The sequence below is a fragment of the Streptomyces sp. NPDC101776 genome, assembly GCF_044766845.1.
GTDB lineage: Bacteria > Actinomycetota > Actinomycetes > Streptomycetales > Streptomycetaceae > Streptomyces.
Map to the genome: position 1 here is coordinate 363,093 of NZ_JBIWMV010000007.1, position 20,799 is coordinate 383,891.

Annotated in this window: 19 protein-coding genes; 8 read left to right on the forward strand and 11 right to left on the reverse strand. The window is 69.5% G+C overall.

What is annotated here, in order from left to right; genetic code table 11:
* Positions 1 to 53: 53 nt before the first annotated feature.
* From ACIRRY_RS24355 to ACIRRY_RS24370, 4 genes are all read right to left on the reverse strand, one after another.
* Positions 54 to 542, reverse strand: a complete 489-nt coding sequence (locus tag ACIRRY_RS24355; RefSeq protein WP_403976300.1) for a hypothetical protein — start codon at positions 540 to 542, stop codon at positions 54 to 56.
* On the reverse strand, positions 532 to 1,947 hold the full coding sequence (locus tag ACIRRY_RS24360; RefSeq protein ID WP_403976302.1) for an APC family permease: 1,416 nt from the start codon (positions 1,945 to 1,947) through the stop codon (positions 532 to 534). Before ACIRRY_RS24360 ends, ACIRRY_RS24355 begins: the two co-directional genes overlap by 11 nt.
* The gene (locus ACIRRY_RS24365) at positions 1,940 to 3,847 is read right to left on the reverse strand and encodes a primary-amine oxidase (protein ID WP_403976303.1); all 1,908 of its coding nucleotides are present in this window, start codon (positions 3,845 to 3,847) and stop codon (positions 1,940 to 1,942) included. Before ACIRRY_RS24365 ends, ACIRRY_RS24360 begins: the two co-directional genes overlap by 8 nt.
* 113 nt (positions 3,848 to 3,960) lie before the next feature.
* Complete coding sequence (locus ACIRRY_RS24370; RefSeq protein ID WP_403976304.1) at positions 3,961 to 4,380, reverse strand: ATP-binding protein; 420 nt, start codon at positions 4,378 to 4,380, stop codon at positions 3,961 to 3,963.
* 296 nt (positions 4,381 to 4,676) lie between these two features.
* On the opposite strand from ACIRRY_RS24370, the gene ACIRRY_RS24375 reads away from it, so the two are divergent.
* The 4 genes from ACIRRY_RS24375 to ACIRRY_RS24390 all read left to right on the forward strand — a co-directional run bounded on the left by ACIRRY_RS24375 (position 4,677) and on the right by ACIRRY_RS24390 (position 8,403).
* Positions 4,677 to 5,774 (forward strand): PP2C family protein-serine/threonine phosphatase, encoded by a 1,098-nt coding sequence (locus ACIRRY_RS24375; protein ID WP_403976305.1) that lies wholly within the window; start codon positions 4,677 to 4,679, stop codon positions 5,772 to 5,774.
* A 70-nt stretch (positions 5,775 to 5,844) separates the two neighbouring features.
* A complete protein-coding gene (locus tag ACIRRY_RS24380; RefSeq protein WP_403976307.1) occupies positions 5,845 to 6,300 on the forward strand; it encodes a MarR family winged helix-turn-helix transcriptional regulator in 456 nt (151 codons plus the stop codon).
* A 28-nt stretch (positions 6,301 to 6,328) separates the two neighbouring features.
* Positions 6,329 to 7,381, forward strand: a complete 1,053-nt coding sequence (locus tag ACIRRY_RS24385) for an Atu2307/SP_0267 family LLM class monooxygenase (protein ID WP_403976309.1) — start codon at positions 6,329 to 6,331, stop codon at positions 7,379 to 7,381.
* A gap of 59 nt (positions 7,382 to 7,440) precedes the next feature.
* A complete protein-coding gene (locus ACIRRY_RS24390; RefSeq protein ID WP_403976312.1) occupies positions 7,441 to 8,403 on the forward strand; it encodes a GNAT family N-acetyltransferase in 963 nt (320 codons plus the stop codon).
* 6 nt (positions 8,404 to 8,409) lie between these two features.
* On the opposite strand, the gene ACIRRY_RS24395 is transcribed toward ACIRRY_RS24390, so the two are convergent.
* The 3 genes from ACIRRY_RS24395 to ACIRRY_RS24405 form a co-directional block, all read right to left on the reverse strand.
* Complete coding sequence (locus tag ACIRRY_RS24395; RefSeq protein WP_403976314.1) at positions 8,410 to 9,342, reverse strand: chitinase; 933 nt, start codon at positions 9,340 to 9,342, stop codon at positions 8,410 to 8,412.
* A gap of 261 nt (positions 9,343 to 9,603) precedes the next feature.
* Entirely contained in the window at positions 9,604 to 10,773 is a 1,170-nt protein-coding gene (locus ACIRRY_RS24400) for a permease (RefSeq protein ID WP_403976316.1), read from the reverse strand.
* Positions 10,774 to 10,984: 211 nt separating this feature from the next.
* Positions 10,985 to 11,374, reverse strand: a complete 390-nt coding sequence (locus ACIRRY_RS24405) for a DUF2218 domain-containing protein (RefSeq protein ID WP_403976318.1) — start codon at positions 11,372 to 11,374, stop codon at positions 10,985 to 10,987.
* Between the two features lie 113 nt (positions 11,375 to 11,487).
* On the opposite strand from ACIRRY_RS24405, the gene ACIRRY_RS24410 reads away from it, so the two are divergent.
* The 4 genes from ACIRRY_RS24410 (at position 11,488) to ACIRRY_RS24425 (ending at position 15,313) form a co-directional block, all read left to right on the forward strand.
* Complete coding sequence (locus ACIRRY_RS24410; RefSeq protein WP_403976320.1) at positions 11,488 to 12,066, forward strand: TetR/AcrR family transcriptional regulator; 579 nt, start codon at positions 11,488 to 11,490, stop codon at positions 12,064 to 12,066.
* Between the two features lie 202 nt (positions 12,067 to 12,268).
* Complete coding sequence (locus ACIRRY_RS24415) at positions 12,269 to 13,336, forward strand: ABC transporter substrate-binding protein (RefSeq protein WP_403976322.1); 1,068 nt, start codon at positions 12,269 to 12,271, stop codon at positions 13,334 to 13,336.
* Positions 13,337 to 13,421: 85 nt separating this feature from the next.
* Positions 13,422 to 14,669 carry a sensor histidine kinase gene (locus tag ACIRRY_RS24420; RefSeq protein ID WP_403976324.1) on the forward strand — a complete coding sequence of 416 codons (1,248 nt, stop codon included), beginning with the start codon at positions 13,422 to 13,424 and terminating at the stop codon, positions 14,667 to 14,669.
* Positions 14,666 to 15,313, forward strand: a complete 648-nt coding sequence (locus ACIRRY_RS24425) for a response regulator (RefSeq protein WP_403976326.1) — start codon at positions 14,666 to 14,668, stop codon at positions 15,311 to 15,313. The genes ACIRRY_RS24420 and ACIRRY_RS24425 overlap by 4 nt, the downstream gene beginning before the upstream one ends.
* Here ACIRRY_RS24425 and ACIRRY_RS24430 read toward each other — a convergent pair.
* From ACIRRY_RS24430 to ACIRRY_RS24445, 4 genes are all read right to left on the reverse strand, one after another.
* On the reverse strand, positions 15,306 to 17,360 hold the full coding sequence (locus ACIRRY_RS24430) for a beta-galactosidase (RefSeq protein ID WP_403976328.1): 2,055 nt from the start codon (positions 17,358 to 17,360) through the stop codon (positions 15,306 to 15,308). The two genes, ACIRRY_RS24425 and ACIRRY_RS24430, sit on opposite strands and share 8 nt — an antisense overlap.
* A 170-nt stretch (positions 17,361 to 17,530) precedes the next feature.
* Complete coding sequence (locus ACIRRY_RS24435; protein WP_403976330.1) at positions 17,531 to 18,871, reverse strand: ABC transporter substrate-binding protein; 1,341 nt, start codon at positions 18,869 to 18,871, stop codon at positions 17,531 to 17,533.
* Positions 18,872 to 18,917: 46 nt separating this feature from the next.
* Positions 18,918 to 19,868, reverse strand: coding sequence for a carbohydrate ABC transporter permease (locus ACIRRY_RS24440; protein ID WP_403976332.1), 951 nt, complete (start codon positions 19,866 to 19,868; stop codon positions 18,918 to 18,920).
* A gap of 3 nt (positions 19,869 to 19,871) precedes the next feature.
* Positions 19,872 to 20,798, reverse strand: a complete 927-nt coding sequence (locus ACIRRY_RS24445) for a carbohydrate ABC transporter permease (protein ID WP_403976334.1) — start codon at positions 20,796 to 20,798, stop codon at positions 19,872 to 19,874.
* Position 20,799 lies beyond the last annotated feature (1 nt).

Sequence of the window (20,799 nt, forward strand, 5' to 3'; positions counted from 1 at the left end):
CCCCGACCTTAATCCAGCCGCTCCGAGGCCGCTCCGACGCCGGTCCGACCCGGTCAGGCCAGCATGGCTGCCATCCCCAGGGCCATCATCGCCCCGCCGATCCCGCCGATCCCGCCGATCCCGCCGATCCCGCCGATCCCGCCGATCGGAGCGGCGCACGGCACGGCAGGACGCAGCGCCCGATGCATGACGACTCCCGCCCGGGCCAGCAGCCACAGCACCACCGCCAGCGCGAACAGCCCGTAACCGTTGGTGTGTTGGTCGTGCTGCCCCTGCGGAAGGCGAGCCATGGCCGCGGTGACCACGGCCATCACGGCGAGGTCGACGGCGACCGACCCACGGGTGAGCAGACACATGCCCGCCGTCACTCCCGCGCCGACAAGCAGCGGGTACGGCCCCGGGCTCCCCACCACCATCACCAGCGTCACCGCGAGCACGACGGCGTGCGGACCCCAGCGTCGTACGGGCCCCGGCACATGCCCCGCGAGGCACAGGCCGGAGCCCGTCAGCGTGACGGCGGCCGGGATCAGGTCATGCGTCACGGCGGCGCCGGACGACGGCCGAGACCGCCCCGGCCGCGAAGAACAGCACGACGATCCCCTCGAAGAGCCGCGCGAGGGAGGCCGAACCACCGATCAGGGTGGTGAAGTTGGCCAGCACCATGTACGTGATCCAGCACAGCCCCAGGGCGCCGAGCGCCGGCGCGAGCCGGGTGTGCCACAGCCGGGTGTCCGCCCCGGTGCGGGCGAAGAAGGTGATGATCGCGACCCCGACGAGGATCATCAGCACCAGCACGCCGAGCGTGGCCAGCCCGCTCATCCAGGTGAACAGCTCCAGCACCGGATCCGACCCCGCGAGGACGAACGCCCCCACCACCACGGCCGCCGACACGCTCTGCACCAGCGAACCGGCGTGCGGCGAACCGTGCTTGGCGTGACTGCGGCCCAGGATCGCGGGGGCGTCGCCCTGGCGGCCGAGGGAGAACAGATAGCGGGAGATCGCGTTGTGGAAGGCGAGCAGCGCCGCGAACAGGCTGGTCAGCAGCAGGACTTCCATCGTGTCGGAGGCGGCCGAACCGACGTACTGCCCGGCCACGGCGAACACCAGCCCGCTCGTGTCCTTCGCCGCCGCGCCCTGCACCTCGTCCGTACCGACCGCCAGGACGACCGCCCAACTGGACAGTGCGTAGAAGCCGCCGATGGCGATCACCGCGAGGTAGGTCGCCCTGGGCACACTGCGTTTGGGGTCCCGCGCCTCCTCGCTGTAGATGGCGGTCGCCTCGAAGCCGACGAAGGACGCGACCGCGAACATCACCCCGATGCCCGTCGACCCCGTGCTGAAGGCACCCGGTGTGAAGGAGTCGAAGTCGATGCCGTGCGCGCCTCCTTGGGCGAGGATCGCCACCGTCATCACCGTGACGATGCCGACCTCCAGGACCAGCAGCACCGACAGCACCTTCGTGCCGACCTCGATGTTGCGGAAGCCCAGCACCGCGACCAGTCCCCACAGCACACCGGCCCACAGCCACCAAGGCAGTTCGGGGCCGCCGTACTTGACGACCAGCCCTTCCAGGGTCGCGCCGGAGAGGCCGTAGATCCCGGCCTGGATCGTGCTGTAGGTCAGCAGTGCCAGCCCGGCCGCGCCGGTGCCGGTGATGCGGCCGAGCCCGGCGGTGACGTACGAGTAGAAGGCGCCGGTGTCGACGACATGGCGGCTCATCGCGGCGTAGCCGACGCTGAACAGCAACAGGACGACGGCGACCAGGAGGTAGGCGGCGGGTACGCCGGGGCCGTTGCCGATGGCCAGCATCACCGGCAGGGCGCCGCCGATGGCGGTGAGCGGGGCCGCTGCCGCGACGACCATGAACACGATCCCGCCGACTCCGATGGAACCGCGGAGTTTCGACGGAGTGTCAACTGAGCTGCCGCTGATGGTCTGTTCAGACATGACAGCCTCCCGTGCCTGTTGTCCCGCAGTGGCCGGAGGTGCTCGGCGGCACGTCGAGGGTGGGGTTGCGGTCGAAGAAGCCGACCGGCTTGAGCGTGAAGCCCGTGGTGTCGACCGGCATGATCGGCCAGTCCTCGGGACGCGGGGCGTGGGTCAGTCCGAAGGTGTGCCAGACGACGAGGTCCTGCCCGTCGAGATCCCGGTCGGCGGCGGCGTACGCGGGCAGCCCCGCCCCGCCGGGATGCTGGTTGACGAAGTCGCCCGCCGGGTAGCGCTCGGCCGGGTCGTAGGCGGTGACCCAGAGGTGCTTCGTGGCGAAGGCGGCGCGGGCCGCGACCGAGGACTCGGGATCGGCGAGCAGGGCCGGCCTGCCCTCCGGGTGCAGGGCGTAGGCGACCGGTCGCCCCAGCCGGTTCAGGGACCCGGGGTTGGAGATGTGCCACACACGGTCCACGCCCGCGTCGGCCATCCGCTGCGCCTCGCTCTCCCGCGTCAGCGGGGTGCGCTTGAGGGCGAAGGCGTTGCCGCGCAGGTTGTCCGGCCCGATCGGTACCCGGACCGTCTCGATCTCCTCGACGCGGTTGACGGGACCGTCCACCGCCATGTCCAGCCGTGCGCTGAACAGGTGTTGGTGGTAGGGGGCGCCGAGGCCGGGGGCGAGTTCGGTGGCGTAGGGGTAGTCGCCGCCGGGGTGGGCGGAGGTGAAGACGACGCCGGTGGCCTTGGCCTCGAACTCGATGGTGCCGTCGAGGTACAGGTACCAGTAGAAGCCGTAGTCGTAGTTCCCGACCGTGGTGAAGAAGGAGAGCACCATGCGCCGTTGGCGCCGGGTCTCGACGGAGCCCGCCCAGAGGTCGGTGTGCTTCCAGAGGATGCCGTAGTCCTCCTCGTGCAGACAGACGGCGTTGGTGAGGGTCTGCGGTGTGCCGGTCTCGTCGGCGATCACCGCGTCGAGATAGGTGATGTCGCCGAGGCAGTCGCAGCCGAGCTGGAGCGCGTTGGCGTAGCGGCCGATGAGGTACTCGCCTGTGTCGAAGTAGTTCTGCCAGGACCGCACGGGGGAGGGGTCGGCGTACGGCACGACCATCTCGGCGATCGACGCGCGATGGATCACCGGGCGCCCTGCGAAGGCGAGTTGATGGAGGATCAGACCCTCGCGGGCGTCGAAGCCGATCCGCACGGACCAGTTCTCCCACGTCAGCGCATTGCCGTCGAGCGTGAAGCTGGGGCCCTGCGGCTGGGTGATCTCGATGGGCTTCAGGGTGGTGCGCGGCGGACCGGTGACGGCCGGGTCGTCGAAGTTCCCCGACTCCGCGGGCACCGGTACCGGTCCGAGGTCGACGACCTGGTCCACGGTCCGGTTCAGGACGTCCACATAGGCGACGAGTCCGTCGACGGGATGCGCCCACGCGTGGTCCTTCGCGTGCTCCTGCACGAAGGCCAGCCCGCGCAGGATGCGGCGGCCCCGCTCCTGCGGGTACTCGGCGTCGTACACACCCGCCGACAGCGGAGCGACACGCACCGAGTCGAGGTCCAGGCCGCGCGCGGCCAGGGCGTCCAGCCAGCGCGGGTCCTTGGCGAGGATCTCCTCGACGAGCGCGAACTCCTCATCCAGGACCGGGAGTTGTCCTTCCGTCGCGGCATCGATCGACCGGTGTGACACGACCGACGAGTCCGTCAGTGAGACCGTCGCGTCGCGGGAGGGGCCGCCGGCGGTGTCGAGCAGCAGGACCCGCAGCCGTCGATCCCCTTGGTCCGGGGCGGACTTGGGCGGGTCGAGCAGTCCGAGGTAGGCGAAGCGGGTGGCTTCCGTGACCAGCCCGGCCGTCGCGAGAAGCTCGCGGGAGGCGGTGATCTCGTCCGGGGTGAGCGGGTCGAGGGGATGAGGAGCGGCAGCCATACGGGCCTCCGGGGGATTTTTTCTCTACGTCCGTAGAGCAAAAAATCGCGCGGCCACGTTTCGCTCGGCAGTACGCCCGCGTTGCCTTGCTGTTAAGTCCCCGGGAACTCCGGTCAGATGGCCAGGATCGCGCGCACCCGCTTGCCGCCCCCGGTGAGCGGGGTGACGTCCAGGCGGTGGGCCAGACACCGGACCATGGCCAGACCGCGTCCGCTCTCGCCCTCGACCGTCAGCGGCCGCACGCGGGGCGGGGTCGGATTGTCGTCGTAGACCTCCACCGTGACGCGCTCGTCGGACAGTTGGAGGCGCAGCCGGCACTCGCCGCGACCGTGCTCGGTCGCGTTGGCGACGAGTTCGGACACGATGAGCGTCGCGTCGTCGATCTGCTCCGCGTCCACCCGCGCCATCCGAGGGCGGGAGCGCGCGAGGAACTCCGAGGTCAGCCTCCGTGCCTGGCCCGCCGACGCGGCCTCGTCCGGCAGCAGGTACTCCACGCGTACGGAACGCCTATGGGTACGCCGATGCGTACGCATGGCGGATCACTTCCCCTCCTAGGACAACCCGGTATCCCCGCGGCGGCGCCGCACCGGGGCCTCCGCACGTCGTGCGCGGCCGGTCCTACACAGTTCACTTGCCCGGAGTCCGTGATCGGCAATCAGGCGGCGCCAGTTGGTTGTCGCCGATCAGGAAATGTCCGTTCTCGGCCTCAATTGGGTAAAGGGCCGGGCGCACCGAGGGGATAGCCTGGCAACCTTGCGATGTCCAAAGGCGGGGGAGGGGCCCCTGCGGAAGGCGGCTCACAGAAGCCGTGACGCCCTTGGAGTGGACCATGGCCGCAGCGAAGCCGCAGCGCAGTCTTTCCGTGCTGACCTGGCTGCCCGCCGCGGTGATGGCGGTGGTCGCGGTCGGCGACCTCGTCACCGGACCCGGCCTCGGATTCCTGCCCCTGGCCTCCCTCGGCCCGGCCTTCGCCGGACTGGTCGGCGGCTGGCGCCGTACCGCCTGGTTCGGCGCGGCGGCGCTCGCGCTGTGCGTCGGACTCGGCCTCTATGACGGCCTGTTCCAGGAACGCAGAGGGTTCCTGGCCATGGTGTCGGTGGTGGGCGTGACCGGCGCGGGCATCGCCGCCGCCGTGATGCGCGGGCGCCGCGAGGCCGAACTCGCCAGCGTGCGGTCCATCGCGGAGGTCGCGCAACGCGTGCTGCTGCGGCCGGTGCCGCTGACCGCCGGCCCGTTGCAGGCGGCCGTCTCGTACACCTCGGCCGTCGCGGAGGCCCGGATCGGCGGTGACCTCTACGAGGTGGTCGCCTCCCCGCACGGCGTGCGGGTGATCGTCGGCGATGTGCAGGGCAAGGGACTCGCCGCGGTCGAGACGGCCGCCGTGGTCCTCGGCGCGTTCCGCGAGGCCGCGCACGACGAACCCGACCTGGTCGGACTCGGCGAGCGCCTGGAGCGCAGCGTCTCCCGCGTGCTGTCCGACGAGAAGTTCGTGACAGCCGTCCTCGCCGAGATCGGCACGGACCACGAGGTGCTCTTCCTCAACTACGGTCACCCGCCGCCGATGGTCGTACGCCGCAACGGCACCGCCGACTTCCCGGCACCGCCCGCCTACGCCCCGCCGCTCGGCCTGGGCGGCGCCCAGGGCAGCGAGAGCCCGAAACCCTTCCCCGTGCGCTTCGCACCGGGCGAGCAACTGCTGCTGTACACCGACGGCGTCACCGAGGCCCGCGACGGCCACGGCACCTTCTATCCGCTGGGCGAACGGGCGTACCTGCTGAAGGAGCCCGACGCGCAGAGCGCGCTTGACTCCCTGCGCGAGGACCTGGTCCGCCACACGGCAGGACCGCTCCACGACGACGCCGCGATGCTCCTGCTGCGCTACCACGGCCACGCGACCACGACCGGCGAGGCATCGACCGACAGCTGAGCTTCGGAGGCCCGTACCGATGCGCTGGTCGACCCACTTGCTTGTTTCGTCAATCAAGTAAACTGATGGCATGACCACGCCCGAACAGCCACTGCGACCCATGAGCGCGCCCGAGGAAGAGCTGGTGCGCGAGCTCGCCCGGGTGATGCTCGTGCTGCCCCGGGCCGTCGACGCCGACATGATGCGCGAGCAGCGCCTGCCGCTGTCCGAGTACACGACCCTCATGCATCTGTCCGAGGCCACGGACCGGCGGATGCGCATGAGCGAGCTGGCCTCCGTCTGCAACCTCTCGCTGAGCGGCATGACCCGCATCGTGACCCGCCTGGAGACGCAGGACCTGGTCGGACGGGAGCGCTGCGCCGAGGACGCCCGCGGCTGGAACGCCGTCCTCACCGACCAGGGCCTCGCCCGCCTCCAGGAGGCCTGGCCCGCCCACCTCGCCAGCGTCCGGCGCCACGTCCTCGACCACGTCGACGACGCCGACCTGACCCGGCTCCTCGGCGTGATCCGCCGGATAGCCACCTGACCCACCGAGCAGACCCAAGGAGTACGAGATGACCACCCCGACCACCCCCTTCGGCATCACGCTCGGCCTGGACACCTTCGGTGACGTCACGAACGACGCCGAGGGCGCGCCGCTGACCCACGGCCAGGCCATCCGCCGCCTCGTCGAGGAGGGCGTCCTCGCCGACCGGGTCGGCGTCGACCACTTCGGCATCGGCGAGCACCACACCGAGGCGATGCCGCTGTCGGCCGCCGACGTCGTCCTCGCGGCCATCGCCGCGCGCACCTCGACCATCCACCTCAGCTCGGCCGTCACCGTGATCAGCTCCGACGACCCCGTCCGCGTCTACCAGCGCTACGCCACCCTCGACGCCGTCTCCGCGGGCCGCGCCGAAGTGATTCTCGGCAGAGGGTCGAGCACCGAGTCCTTCCCGCTCTTCGGCTACGACCTGAACGACTACGAGGAACTGTTCGAGGAGAAGGTCGCCCTCTTCGCCGAACTGCTCAAGGAGAAGCCCGTCACCTGGTCCGGCAACACCCGCCCCGCCCTCGACGGCCTCTCCGTCTACCCACACAGCGAGACCGGCTCGATCCCCACCTGGATCGGCGTCGGCGGCAGTCCCCAGTCGGTCGTCCGCACCGCCCAGTACGGGTTCTCCCTGATGCTGGCGATCATCGGCGGGGACATCGCCCGCTTCGCCCCGTTCTCCGAGCTGTACCGGCGGGCGCTCGCCGAGTTCGGCCACCCCGCGCGGCCCATCGGCGTGCACGCGCCCGGCCATGTCGCCGCCACCGACGAACAGGCGGTGGAGGAGTTCGTGCCGGCCTTCCAGGAACTGATCCGCAGCGTCGCGAAGGACCGCGGCTTCCGCACCCCGACCCGCGAGAGCCTCATGCGGGACGTCGGCCCCGGCGGCGCCCTGCACGTCGGATCGCCCGAGACGGTGGCCCGCAAGATCGCCGCCACCCTCAAGACCCTCGACGCGACCCGCTTCAACCTGAAGTACGGCATCACCGGGATGCCCCACGACACCCTCATGACCAACATCGAGCTCTACGGCACGAAGGTGGCACCCCTGGTGCGCGAGCTGATGGCGGCCTGAACGCACGGGCACCCGGAAACTCTGTTGCGGGCCGCGGGCGGTCACCCGACAGTGGGTCCATGACCGCCCCCACCTCCGCGCCGCCCGGCCTGAGCGTCCGTCCGGCGACCCCGGACGACGCGTCGGCGGTGTGCGCTCTGCTCAACGAGATCGACGTCCTGGAGATCGGCCGCCCGGACACCGAACTGGCCGAGATCCAGGCGGACTTGAAGCACCCCGAGGTCGACCTGGAGCGTGACTCCTGGCTGCTCTTCGAGGGTGCCCGCCTGATCGGGTACGGCCTCCTGTGGGACGACTCCGGCGGTGAGCGGATCGACATCGACCACTACGTCGTGCCCGGCCGACTGCCGGGCGCCCTGCACCTGTTCGACCTGATGGAGACCCGGGCGGCGGAGCGCGCCGCCGCCAACGGAGCGCCCCGAGCGGTGGTGCACCTGCACCTCACCCTCGCGCCCACCATGGACGTGGACGCGCTGCGCGGACGGGGCTGGCGACCGGTCCGCCGCTACAACGTGATGACCCGTCAACTGTCAGCCGCGGCAGACCCGTTGCCACCCTCCCCGCCCGGTGTGACCCTGCGCCCCTGCCTGGAGGAGGCGGACCGCCGACGTGCCCACGCCCTGCTCCAGGAGTCCATGACCGAGCACTTCGACTTCCAGTACCGCACCTACGCCCAGTGGCTGGACGACATCGACGCCGAGCGTGTCGACTGGTCCCTGATCTGGCTCGCCCACGTCGACGGCCTCGGGGACGCCGGGCTGCTGCGCACCCACAACGACCGCGCCACCATGGCCTGGATCGGCAACATCGCCGTCCTGCGCCAGGCCCGCGGCCGGGGCCTGGGCAGCCACCTCCTGCGCCACGCCTTCGGCCACTACGCGGCGCTGGACCGCGACCGCGTCGGCCTGGGCGTGGACACCGACAACACCAGCAACGCGCTCGCACTGTACGAACGGCACGGCATGACCCTCGACTACGGCGTCGACACCTGGGAGTTGATCCTCTCCGTCACTTCCGGATGACCCCCGTCACCTCCGGGTGAACGACTTGAAGGTGTGGCTGAAGTACCAGGTGTCCTGGGCGATCCCGGAGCAGTTGTTGGCACCGCCGGTGCCCACGCAGCCGCCGTTGTCGCGCTGAAGTGCCCAGAACGAGAGGGTGTTGATGCCCCGGGCGACGGCCCACTTCTTCACGGTGACCGCGTTCTGAGTGGTGAAGGTCTCCGCCGGTCCGAAGTCGTCGATGCCGGGCATCTCGGTGACGCCGATCCTCTTCCACAGCTTCGCCGGGTTCGTCTTCGGGTAGAGCGCGGCGAGTTGGGCGTGCAGGCCGGTAGCGGCGGTCTCGGTGTCCTTGGCCATGTCGTGGGTGGCGTTGTCGTAGTAGTCGAACGTCATGATGTTCACGACGTCCACGCGCGCGCCGTTGTCGACCGCGTTCTGCAGCAGGGCCACGCCGTTGGGCGCCAGACCGGTGGTGGTGGTCGGCAGCGTGTAGGAGAACTCCACGCTGCGGCCGGTGCGTTGGGCCCAGCGCTGTACCTTCGCGATCGCCTTGTTGCGGCGGTCGATGCCGGCGGTGTTGTTGATGGAGTCGGCCTCGATGTCGAGGTCGATGCGGCTCACGCCGTAGGTGGTGACCAGGCTCTCGTAGACCTTGGCGATGGCGTCGACATCCGTGCAGCTGTCGGCCAGTTCGGTGTTGGTGGTGTCCGCGCTGTAGCCGCCGAAGGACGGGATGACGTTGCCGCCGCGCGCCTGGATCGTGGCGATGTCCTTGCCGAAGGTGGACTTGGCGATCGGCTGGGCGGGCAGGCCGTTCCAGTACGCGGTGCACGAACCGGCCGCCTCGGTCTGGAGGAAGGCCATCGTGAGGTACTTGTTGCCGGACGCCGCGGCGAGCGCGGCCGGGCTCTCCCCGGTCCACGCCTCGAAGTACGGCGCCGCAACATGGTCCGGCATGGGCCGCGCGCGATGGTCCGCGCTCGCGGCACCCCCACCGAGTGCGACAAGCCCCGTGGACAAGGCGGTTACGGCTGCGCAGGACATCGACGCGCGAAGAAGCCCAGGTCGTCTCATTGACACTCCCATGCTGAAAAGGAGAGAAGCCGCCCCTGACCGGGACGAACAGCGACCATATTTGGACTAGACCAATCATCTGTCAAGGTTCTTTACAGTGAACTGAACCGACCGGTGCGGGAATTCGGGGTGAGTCGTCCCGGGCTAGTGGTGGTGTTCGTGCTCGTGTTCCTGCTCGCCGTGATCCGGTGAACCGCCCATCATCCGCAGCATCGCCGGGCCGCCACTGCGCAGGAACCGTACGACCAGACTCGCGGCCAGCAGGAGGAAGGCGATGTTCAGCCAGGTCGTGTAGTTCCAGGTGATCCCGTCGTCGGGGATCGTGGCGTCGGCCTGGTCGGGGATCAACCCCAGCCCGCCGAAGGCGAATTCGACGATGTAGCCCGCGACGGCCATCGCGGCGAAGAAGGTCACCAGCAGGAAGCCGGCCATCCGGGCGCCGTAGTACTTCCGGTAGATGTTCAGGATCGGCAGGATCAGCAGGTCGGCGTAGATGAAGGCGATCACCCCGCCGAAACTGATGCCGCCTTTCCAGAGCACCACCGCCAGGGGCACGTTGCCGATCGAGCAGACGAAGGTCGCGACGGCCACCAGCGGTCCGACGAGTGGTCCGACCAGCTTCGCGGCGAGGGGATGGTCCGCGAGGAAGAACGTGTGCCAGAAGCTGTCCGGCACCCAGGCGGCGATCGCCCCCGCGATCAGCAGCCCGGCCACCAGATCGCGCAGGATCGCGGCCCACTCCATCACGAAGATGTGCGCGACCGACGTGAACCCATCCCGCGAGAACAGCCGGCGGACGAAGCTCCCTTCGCCCCCGATCGACATGTCCATCGCCGCGTGTCCCTCCATGGACCCGGCCAGCCCGCGTTCCGCCTGCTCCTCCGCCTGACCCAGCAGACGCTGACGCAGGAACAGCCGGAACAGCACGGCGAGGACGACGATCATGATCGGACCGCCGACGAACTCCGCGGCGGTGAACTGCCAGCCCATCAACAGGGCCAGGATCACGCCGAGTTCGACGACCAGGTTGGTGGAGGCGATCTCGAAGGCCATGGCCGCCGTGAAGTTCGCGCCCTTGCGGAACAGGGAACGGGCGAGCGCGACCGCCGCGTACGAGCAGGAGGACGAGGCGGCGCCGAGCCCGGCGGCCAGCGCGAGCGTACGCTGCCGGTCGTCACCGAGCAGCCGAACGACCGTCGACCGACGCACCACCGCCTGCACGACGGCGGAGAGCGTGAACCCGAGGATGAGTGCCCAGGTGACCTCCCAAGTCATCGACCCGGCAATGGACAACGCGTGCCCGATCGCTCCCATGAGCCCGCCCCTCTCCGGTGTACGCCTGGCAGGACTATACCCCTAGGGGGTATCGATTGAGTGCGATGGGGCGTGCCCGGTGCGGCCTGTCGGATGCTGCGCGTGCGGCTGCCGATCCGATACGGCTCTTGTGGCGATGCGGTCCGAGATGCAGGGCTACGACGATGACCGCCACACCGATCACGACGAACCTGGTCCGACCGCCGGGCCGTCAGCGCGGTGGAACCGTCGCGTCGCCGGGCGCGTCGCCGGGTGCCCCGGACTGCTGCCACTCCACCCGCAACGGATCGCGCCTGCTGAACCTGCCGATGTGCGTGCTGACGAGTTCCCGCAGCCGCTCCAGGTTCTCGCGGTCGTCGGCCTCGACGCGCACCCGCAGTGTGCCGGGAACGGCCTGCAAGGTGCACTGTCCCCAGGGCAGTCGCAGCGTCCCGTCGGTGTCCGTCCACTCGACCTGGATCTGGTCGGGCCGGAGATCCGGGAGCGTGTGGGTGCGCGGGCGACGGCTCAGGTGGCGGCCCTTGTTGGCGAAGTGCTTGCAGAGTTGCGTGAGGTAGCGGCCGGGGCGGTCGGTGGTGATGTGCGCTTCGGAGGTGAGCATGGGTTCGGTTCCTCGCTTCGGTCGGCCCCGGGGTGACGCTGAAAGCTTTATCGATACACTCTGTCGCTGTCAATGCGTGCTGTCTCGATGGCGGCGGGATGTACGCTGAGGTCGTGCCGAAGCTCTGGAACGAGACCATCGAGGAGCACCGTCGCGCCGTACGCGACACGGTGTTGGAGACCACGGCGGTGCTGGTCACCGAGCGGGGGCTGCGCTCGGTGACGATGTCGAAGATCGCCGAGGAGAGCGGGATCGGCCGGGCCACGCTGTACAAGTACTTCCCGGACGTCGAGTCGATCATGACGGCCTGGCACGAGCAGCAGATCGCCGGCCACCTCCGCGAACTCGCCCAACTCCGGGACGGCTCCGGCAGCGCGGGTGAGCGGCTCGGAGCGGTACTGGAGGCGTACGCCTTCATTCAGCAGCGACGGCACGGCCACGGACCCGAACTCGGCGCGCTGCTGCACCAAGGCGCACATGTCGTCGGCGCCGAGCAGCACCTCCACCGTTTCCTCCGCGAGCTCCTGGCGGAGGGCGCGCAGGCCGGCGACATCCGCGACGACGTCTCCCCGGACGAACTCGCGACCTACTGCCTCCACGCCCTCCCCGCGGCAGGCGTCCTGCCCTCCAAGGCGGCGGTACGGCGACTCGTCACGGTCACGGTCGCGGGGCTGCGCCCGGCGCGGGACTGACGGGAGCCGCACACTGCCGTTCAACCGATCGGTTGAACGGGACTTCAACCTCGCGCGCGTCCCTCGCTCCGTACGGACGACGCGAACGGCCCCTGGGCGGCTGAAGAATCGGCCTCACACCCCCTCAGAGAGGCCCCGCAGAGTGTCCAGTTTTCTCAGCAGACGACGTGTACTCGCCGGTGGAGCCGGTGCCGCCCTCGCCATGAGCGCACTCGGTGCCACGGCCGGTCCCGCCGGCGCTGCCCCGCTCCGGTCCGCCCGGGAGGAGACCAGAACGCTCGACGAGCTGTACCGGGCCGCTCTGGCGGACGGCGGCAAGCTCGTGATCTACGCCGGCGGTGACACGCCGACCCAGCAGGACGCCACCAAGGCGGCCTTCCGGAAGCGGTTCCCCGGGATCGACCTGACGTTGATCGTCGACTACAGCAAGTACCACGACGTGCGCGTGGACAACCAGTTCGCGACCGACACCCTGGTGCCCGACGTCGTACAGCTCCAGACCCTCCAGGACTTCACACGCTGGAAGGGACAGGGCCGTCTGCTGCCGTACCGGCCGGCCGGGTTCTCGAAGGTCTACGACAAGTTCAAGGACCCGCAGGGCACCTGGGTCGCCATCGGCGCGATCGGCTTCAGCTTCCTGTACGACGTCGCCGCGGTCGGTTCCGACGCTCCCAGGACCCCGCTCGACCTGATCGACCCCAAGTGGAAGGGGAGGATCGCCTCCTCCTACCCGCACGACGACGACGCGTCCCTCTACCTCTACACGCTGTACGCGCAGCGGTACGGCTGGGACTGGGTGGCCGCGCTCGCCGGGCAGGACGTGCGGTTCGCCCGGGGCAGCAACTCCCCGGGCGACGCGGTCTTCGGCGGGCAGAAGGCGATCGGTGTCGGCACGGCGGGCACGCTGACCTCGACGTCCCCCGTGAAGTGGGTCGTTCCCGACGGTCACCCCTTCATGGCCTGGGGCCAGCGCGCCGCGATCCTGAAGCAGGCGAAGAATCCGACGGCCGCCAAGCTCTATCTCAACTGGCAATTGTCCCAAGCCCAGCAGCAGGCGTCCTTCAACGGCTGGTCGGTACGGACCGACAGCACGCTCCCGGCGGGACTGAAGCCGATCTGGGAGTACCCGAACGCGAACATCGACGGCTTCCCCCGTTTCATGGCCGACCGTGCGGAGGTCGAACGCTGGAAGCAGACCTTCGCCCTCTACTTCGGCGAGGTCAAGGGTGATCCCTCGCCGGGCTGGCCCGGGCTGCACCCGGGCGCGTGACGGACCCCACTGCTCACACTGTTCATACAGGTGGTCGATAGACTCGGACGCCCTGTCCGGATCATGTGGCCCAAGGGGATCTGCCGTGTCCGCTCGCACTCCGTTGACCGCTCGCGGCAGTCGGCACACCTTGGAGCGCGTCTCCCATCTCGCGCTGTTCCTCGTCGTCGGGGCGGGCTTCGTCCGGCTCGCCCTGATCGACGTCCCGTTGTGCTGGTACATCGTGAGCCTCAGCGGAGCGTTGTCACTCGTGTACGCGGCCGGGCTGACGTGGTGGGACCGGCTCGGGCCGCTCGGCAGGCGCGCGTGGGTCCCCGTACTGCTCCTGCTGTGGACCGCGTTGACCTTCCTGACTCCGACCCCGCTGACAACTGCCTATGTGTGGTGCGCCGTTCCGCTCGCCTGTGTCGCCCTGCGGGTGCTCGGCCCGCGAGCCGCCGTGGTGACCGTGGCCGTGATCACCGTCGTGCTCGTCGGGTCGCTCGTCCGGTCCACGGGCCGGTTCGACCCCGAGGTCGCGCTGGTCCCCGTCGCGGCGGTGTGGGCGACCGTCGCCCTCTACCGGACCCAGCAGCGGGACGCGGTCGTCCGGCAGCGGCTCGTGGAGGACCTGCGGGACACCCGCGACACCCTCGCCGGGCAACAGCGCCGGGCCGGAGTGCTCGCGGAGCGCACCCGTATCGCCCGCGACCTGCACGACACCCTGGCCCAGGAACTCGCCGGCAGCGTCATGATGTTGCAGGTCGCCGAGCGCGACTGGGACGAGCGGCCGGACGTGGCACGCACCCGGGTCCGCGCCGTGGCCGACGGACTCGGCGCGAATCTGGCGGAGACCCGGAGGATGATCCGCGACCTCACTCCCGCCGCCGTCGCCGAGGCGGGCCTTGAGGACGCGCTGCGTCTGCTGTGCGCCCGGTCGCGGACGGAAGGCGCCGGAGTCCGGGTCCAGTTCCGCGCGGTGGGCGCGCATCAGCCCGTCCTCGACGACCACACGGCCACCACCCTCTTCCGCGTGGCCCAGACCACGCTGGCGAACGTGCGCGAACACGCCCGCGCGGGAAGCGTGTTGGTCACCTACCGGCGGCACCGGGACCGGGTGGAACTCGAAGTGAGCGACGACGGGCTGGGCTTCGACCCGACCGCGGCCCTCGCGGCCGGTGCCCGCGCGGACCGCGGCTTCGGACTGCCCGCCGCCCGGGCGCGGTTGCGCGAATGCGGCGGCGACCTCGACGTGAGCAGCGTGCCGGGCCGGGGGACCAGGGTCCGCGCCACGGTGGCCGCCCCGCCCCGCGGCCGACCGGTCGCACCGCTCACCGCGGCGAGCACCGCATGACCACCGGACCGCTCCGCCTCCTGGTCGCGGACGACCACACCGTCGTACGGGCCGGACTGCGCGCCCTGCTCGACGGCGAACCGGACCTCGACGTGATCGCCGAGGCCGGCAGCGGCGAGGAAGCCGTACGCCTGGCAGCCCAGTTGACGCCCGACGTCGCGCTGATGGATCTGCGGTTCGCCGGACCGGGGAACGGGATCGACGGCGTGGAGGCCGTACGCCGGCTCGCCGTGCGGGCGCCGGGCGTGGCGGTCGTCATGCTGACCAGCTATGCCGGACGAGCCGATGTCGTACGGGCGTTGGAGGCGGGCGCCCGTGGCTATGTGCTCAAGGCGGGGCAGCCGGAGGAGCTTTTCCAGGCGGTCCGTACGGCCGCGGCCGGGTCGGTCGGGCTCGCGGCGGAGATCGTCGGTGAACTCGTCGGCCAAGTGGTCAGCCCCGCGCAGGAGGTGACGCAGCGCGAGGTCGAGGTCGTCCGGCTGATGGCCGAGGGCGGCAGCAACCGGGCCATCGCCGAGGCGTTGTTCCTCAGCGAGGCCACGGTCAAGACCCATCTCGTGCGGATCTACCGCAAGTTCAAGGTCGACAACCGGGCGGCGGCCGTGTCGGAGGCCGTCCGCCGGGGGCTGCTCGAACTCAGCTGACGGGCTGCCGCACTACGGCGACCTCTCGGGGGGAGAGCACAGGGAAGCCGTCCGCGCCCGCGCCGCCGACCAGCAGTTCCCCGGACAGTCCGGTCAACGGCACTGTCTTGTCGGTGCGGTTGACCAGGAACAGGTAGCGGCTGTCGGTGTTCCGGCGCACGGTGAGTTCGACATCTCCCCTCGCGCCGTCCGGGAGTTCACTGCCGACACCGGCGGGCGCGAGCAACTCCGGGAGCAGCGAAAGGAGTCCGTCGCGGCCCAGTCGCGTGGAGACGTACGCGGCCGAACCCCCGCCCACCGTACGGCGGGTGACGGCAGGGCGCCCGGCGTACGTACCGCTGCGGTAGTGGGCCAGTACCTCCACCTCCAAGTCCGTCACCGCGATCCGGTCGGTCCACAGAGAGCCCGTGGTGGCGTCGGCGAGGTCCAGCTCGACCGTGTCGCCGTCGAGCAGCGGGCCGAACTCCTCGATGCGGATGCCCAACAGGTCGCGCAGGGCGCCCGGGTAGCCGCCGAGCCAGATGTGGTCGTTCTCGTCGACGACGCCGGAGAAGTACGTGGAGACGAGGTGGCCGCCCTGCTCGACGTAGCGCGTGAGTTCCTTGGACAGGGCCGCCGGGATCATGTGCAGCACCGGCGTGATCACCACGTCGTAGCGGTCGAGGGCGGTCTGCGCGGTGACGACGTCGGCCCGGACGCCCAGGTCGAGGAGGGCGGAGTACCAGTCGAGCGCCTCCTGCCGGTAGTCGAGCCGGTCGGTGGGGTGCGAGTCCTGCTCGCTGGCCCACCAGGACTCCCAGTCGAAGACGATGCCGACCCGGGCCGTCTCCCGGTCCGCGCCCGCGAGCGGCGCCAACGTCCGCAGGGTGCGGCCGAGTTCGGCCACCGCGCGGAACACCTCACTGTCGGCACCGGCGTGCGGCACCATCGCGGAGTGGTACTTCTCGGCACCGGCCGCCGACTGGCGCCACTGGAAGTAGCAGACGGCGTCGGCGCCGTGCGCGACGTGCAGCAGCGAGTCGCGGGCCAGGTCGCCGGGCCGCTTGGCCACGTTGACCGGCTGCCAGTTGACGGCGCTGGTGGAGTGCTCCATCAGGAACCACGGCTTGCCGGCGGAGATCCCGCTGACGAGGTTCGCGGAGAAGGACAGCTCGTCGCGGTCCTGCGAACCGGGCAGGACGTAGTGGTCGTTGGAGACGAAGTCGATCTCGGCGGCCCAGTCCGCGTAGTTCATGCCCTTGGTGTTGCCCATCACCATGAAGTTGGTGGTGACCGGCACACTGGGCGTGATCTCGCGCAACAGGTCGCGCTCCGCGCGCAGATGCTCCTTGAGCGCGTCCGAGGAGAAGCGCTTGAAGTCGAGCTGCTGGGTGGGATTCGGGAAGGACGCGGCCAGCCGGGGCGGCAGTATCTGCTCCCAGTCGCTGTACCGCTGGGACCAGAACGCCGTGCCCCAGGCCTGGTTGAGCGTGTCGACCGTGGAGTAGCGGGCGCGCAGCCAGTCGCGGAAGGCGCGGGCCGCGTCGTCGGAGTAGTCGTAGACGTTGTGGCAGCCGAGCTCGTTGGAGACGTGCCACGCCACCAGCGCTGGGTGGTCGGCGTACCGCTCGGCCAACTTCCGTACCAGGCGCAGCGCGTGCTCGCGGAAGACGGGCGAGGTGGGACGCCAGTGCTGGCGGCCGCCCGGCCACAGGGTCTCGCCGGCGGCGGTCACCGGGAGGATCTCCGGGTGCTCCGTGCTCAGCCACGGCGGCGGGGAAGCGGTCGCGGTGGCGAGGTCGACGCCTATGCCGCCCGCGTGCAGCAGGTCCATGATCTCGTCGAGCCAGCCGAAGTCCCATGTGTCCTGGGCCGGTTGGATGCGGGCCCAGGAGAAGATCCCCACGGAGACGATGTTGACGCCGGCCTCGCGCATCAGCCGGATGTCCTCGTCCCACACCTCGCGCGGCCACTGCTCCGGGTTGTAGTCGGCGCCGTAGGCGAGACGGGGGGTGGAGGCGTCACCGTCCGGCCCGTGCCGCAACTGGGACAGGAGGGTGGAGATCATGATGGTCCTTCCGGTTACTGCACAGGCGCTGCGAGATACGTGGTGGGATCCGGGCGGCCGCCGCCGAGCGAGTGCTGCTCGGCGGCGGCTCCCGAGGAGGTGCCGTTACTTCTTCGTGCCGGCTGTTTCTCCGTGCCGGTCACTGCTTCGTACCGGCTACTTCGAGCGGGTCACTTGTTGACCGTGAAGCCCTGCTCGTTGCCGTACTTGACGGAGGCGTCCTGCCAGCTCTTCAGACCCTGGGCCAGCGTGGTGCCCGAGATGTAGGCCTTGCCGACGGTGTCGTTGAAGATCGAGTTGGCGTACTGCTGGAAGGGCAGGTACGACCAGTCGGAAGCGACCTCGGCCGCGGACTCGGCGAAGATCTTGTTGGCCTGCTGGCCGCCGAAGTACGGGAACGCCTTGTTCTGGAACGCCGCGGACTGCTGCTCGGCCTTGGTCGCCGGGAAGGCGCCCTGGTCGACACGGGTCTGGACACCGGCGCCGGCGTTGGCGTACTCGACGAACGCGTAGGCGAGTTCCTTGTTCTTGCCGAGCGTCGGCAGGGCGAGGGACGAACCGCCGTTCTCCGCGCTGGCCTTGTCGCCCGCGGTCCACTGCGGCATCGGGGCCGCGCGCCAGTCACCGGAGGCACCGGCGACACCGCTGACGAAGTTGGCGGGCATCCAGGCACCGGTGGTCAGGGTGGCGATGGTGCCGTCACCGAGGCCCTTGTACCAGTCGTCGGTCCAGCCGTTGATCGGCGAGAGGAGCTTCTGGTCGATCAGCTTCTGCCAGGTCTCCGTGTACTTCTTGGCGCCCGCGTCCTCGAAGTTGACCGTCACCTTGGTGCCGTCGACCTTGTAGGGGCGCGAACCGGCCTGCCACAGCATGCTGGTGGTGAAGCCCGCGTCACCGGCGTCGTTGGCGATGTACGCCTTCGGGTCGGCCTTGTGCAGCTTGCGGGCCGCGACGACGTACTCGTCCCACGTGGTCGGGACGGCGATCTTGTACTTGTCGAAGACCTTCTTGTTGTAGAACATCGCCATCGGGCCCGAGTCCATCGGCAGGCCGTAGACCTTGTCGCCGTCGCTCACCGCGTTCCACGGACCGGCCGTGTACTTGGAGGCCAGCTTGTCGGCGCCGTACGGCGTCAGGTTGGTGAGGCCCTTGGTGAGGGAGTACTGGCTCAGCGCGAAGTACTCGACCTGGGCGACGTCCGGGACGCCCTTGCCGGCCGCGATCGCGTTCGACAGCGCGGTGTAGTGCTTGTCACCGGAGCGGTCGCTGACCAGGTTGATCTTGACCTTCGGGTACTTCTTCTCGAAGTCGGCGGCGACCGTCTTCAGCGTGGGCTCCCAGGCCCAGACGGTGACCGAGCCACCCTTCTTCAGGGCTGCCTGGATGTCCGAGGCGGAGACCGCCTTGGTGCTGGAGCTGTCGTCGTCGGAGCTGCCGCACGCCGTCGCCCCGAGGGAGAGGACGGAGAGGAGGGCGAAGCCGCGCAGCAGGCGGCTGGTGGTTCTGCGCATGGAGGTGCTTCCACTTCTTCGTGGGTGGGACTTCTTGAGGGTGGGGTTATTCCTTGACGCTTCCGGCGGCGAGTCCGGACTGCCAGTACTTCTGCAGCAGCAGGAACGCGGCGATCAGCGGCACGATGGTGAGCAGCGAACCCGTGATCACCAGGTTGAAGATGACGTCACCACCGATCGTCTGGGCCTGGGAGTTCCAGGCGTCCAGTCCCAGGGTCAGGGGGTACCAGTTCGGGTTCTTGATCATGATCAGCGGAAGGAAGTAGTTGTTCCAGGTCGCGACCGTGGTGAACAGCAGCACGGTCACGACACCGGGGGCGAGCAGCGGCAGGGACACCTGGAAGAAGGTGCGGATCTCGCCCGCCCCGTCGATCCGGGCTGCCTCCAGCAGTTCGACGGGGATGGCCTCGGTGGCGAACACCCACATCAGGTACAGGCCGAACGGCGAGACCAGGGAGGGGATGATCACCGCCCACGGGGTGTCCGTCAGGCCCATCTTGCTGAACATCAGGAAGGTCGGCACCGCGAGGGCCGTACCCGGCACGGCGACCGCGCCGATGACCACGGCGAAGATGCCGCGCTTGCCGGGGAAGTTGAACTTCGCCAGCGCGTAGCCGCCGAGGATCGACAGGAAGGTGGCACCGCCGGCGCCGAGCACGACGTACAGCAGGGTGTTCAGCAGCCAGCGGACGAAGATGCCGTCGTGGTAGGTGAACGTGTCGTGGATGTTCGACCAGAGGGCGAAGTGCTTGGCGAACCACAGGCCGTTGGAGTCGGCGAGTCCCGCCTGGGTCTTGGTCGCGTTGATGACCAGCCACAGCAGCGGCACCACCGTGTAGACCAGGATCAGACCGGTGAGCACGGTCAGCAGGACACTGCGCTTGGGGCGCCCGGGCGAGTGCTTCTTGCGGGGGGTGCGCAGACGGGGCGCGCCCTTGTGACCTCCGCCGGACGGCGTGGACGCGGAAGGGGAGGCGGTGGTGACGGGGGTGCTCATGGCTCAGGCTCCCTTGCGCATGCCGCGGAGCTGCACGACGTAGGCGATGATCATGGTGATCAGCCCCATGATGATGGCGACCGCCGCGGAGTAGTTGTGCTGCTGTCCGTTGAAGGACAGCGAGTACGTGTAGAAGTTCGGCGTGTAGTCCGTCGTGATCGCGTTGCGCGCCAGCGGTCGCAGGATGCTCGGCTCGTTGAAGAGCTGGAAGCTGCCGATGATCGAGAAGATCGTCGCGATGACCAGGGCGCCCCGGATCGCGGGGAGCTTGATGGCCGTGATGACGCGGAACTGCCCGGCACCGTCGATCTCCGCCGCCTCGTACAGCGAGGTCGGGATGACCCGCAGCGCGGAGTAGAAGATCAGCATGTTGTAGCCGACGAACTCCCAGGTCACGATGTTGCCGATCGACGCCAGTACCAGGTGCGCGGAGAGCGGGTCGGGCAGCGTGACGTCGAACGCGCTGTTGATGTCACCCACCAGACCGAACTGGGTGCCGTACATGAAGCCCCACATCAGGGTGGCGACCACGGCGGGCACGGCGTACGGCAGGAAGATCGAGATCCGGAAGAAGTCCCGGCCGAATAGCCGGCCGCTGTCCAGGGCGAGCGCCACGAACAGGGCGATGCCGAGCATGATCGGCACCTGGATCACCAGGAACAGCGAGACCCGCTCCAGGGAGGACCAGAACTGGTCGTCCTGGAAGGCCTGCTTGTAGTTGTCCAGGCCGACGAAGTGGTTTCCGCCGATGAGCTGGTCGCGGAAGAGGCTGAGATAGATCGAGTACGCGATCGGAGCCAGGAAGACGAAGGCGAAGACCACCGCGAAGGGTCCGATGAAACCCCACCCTGTCCAGGAACGTCGGTCCCGTTTCGCCGACTGCCTGTTGGGGGGCCGAGTCGCGGCCGCAGGGGGTTGAAGCGTCGTCATG

Coding starts and splice junctions, on each gene's coding strand:
- ACIRRY_RS24380 (WP_403976307.1), top strand. CDS start 5,845: ATGACCACGCCCGAACAGCCACTGCGACCCATGAGCGCGCCCGAGGAA.
- ACIRRY_RS24430 (WP_403976328.1), bottom strand. CDS start 17,360: ATGATCTCCACCCTCCTGTCCCAGTTGCGGCACGGGCCGGACGGTGAC.
- ACIRRY_RS24360 (WP_403976302.1), bottom strand. CDS start 1,947: ATGTCTGAACAGACCATCAGCGGCAGCTCAGTTGACACTCCGTCGAAA.
- ACIRRY_RS24435 (WP_403976330.1), bottom strand. CDS start 18,871: ATGCGCAGAACCACCAGCCGCCTGCTGCGCGGCTTCGCCCTCCTCTCC.
- ACIRRY_RS24445 (WP_403976334.1), bottom strand. CDS start 20,798: ATGACGACGCTTCAACCCCCTGCGGCCGCGACTCGGCCCCCCAACAGG.
- ACIRRY_RS24415 (WP_403976322.1), top strand. CDS start 12,269: ATGAGCGCACTCGGTGCCACGGCCGGTCCCGCCGGCGCTGCCCCGCTC.
- ACIRRY_RS24365 (WP_403976303.1), bottom strand. CDS start 3,847: ATGGCTGCCGCTCCTCATCCCCTCGACCCGCTCACCCCGGACGAGATC.
- ACIRRY_RS24405 (WP_403976318.1), bottom strand. CDS start 11,374: ATGCTCACCTCCGAAGCGCACATCACCACCGACCGCCCCGGCCGCTAC.
- ACIRRY_RS24400 (WP_403976316.1), bottom strand. CDS start 10,773: ATGGGAGCGATCGGGCACGCGTTGTCCATTGCCGGGTCGATGACTTGG.
- ACIRRY_RS24425 (WP_403976326.1), top strand. CDS start 14,666: ATGACCACCGGACCGCTCCGCCTCCTGGTCGCGGACGACCACACCGTC.
- ACIRRY_RS24370 (WP_403976304.1), bottom strand. CDS start 4,380: ATGCGTACGCATCGGCGTACCCATAGGCGTTCCGTACGCGTGGAGTAC.
- ACIRRY_RS24395 (WP_403976314.1), bottom strand. CDS start 9,342: ATGCCGGACCATGTTGCGGCGCCGTACTTCGAGGCGTGGACCGGGGAG.
- ACIRRY_RS24390 (WP_403976312.1), top strand. CDS start 7,441: ATGACCGCCCCCACCTCCGCGCCGCCCGGCCTGAGCGTCCGTCCGGCG.
- ACIRRY_RS24385 (WP_403976309.1), top strand. CDS start 6,329: ATGACCACCCCGACCACCCCCTTCGGCATCACGCTCGGCCTGGACACC.
- ACIRRY_RS24440 (WP_403976332.1), bottom strand. CDS start 19,868: ATGAGCACCCCCGTCACCACCGCCTCCCCTTCCGCGTCCACGCCGTCC.
- ACIRRY_RS24375 (WP_403976305.1), top strand. CDS start 4,677: ATGGCCGCAGCGAAGCCGCAGCGCAGTCTTTCCGTGCTGACCTGGCTG.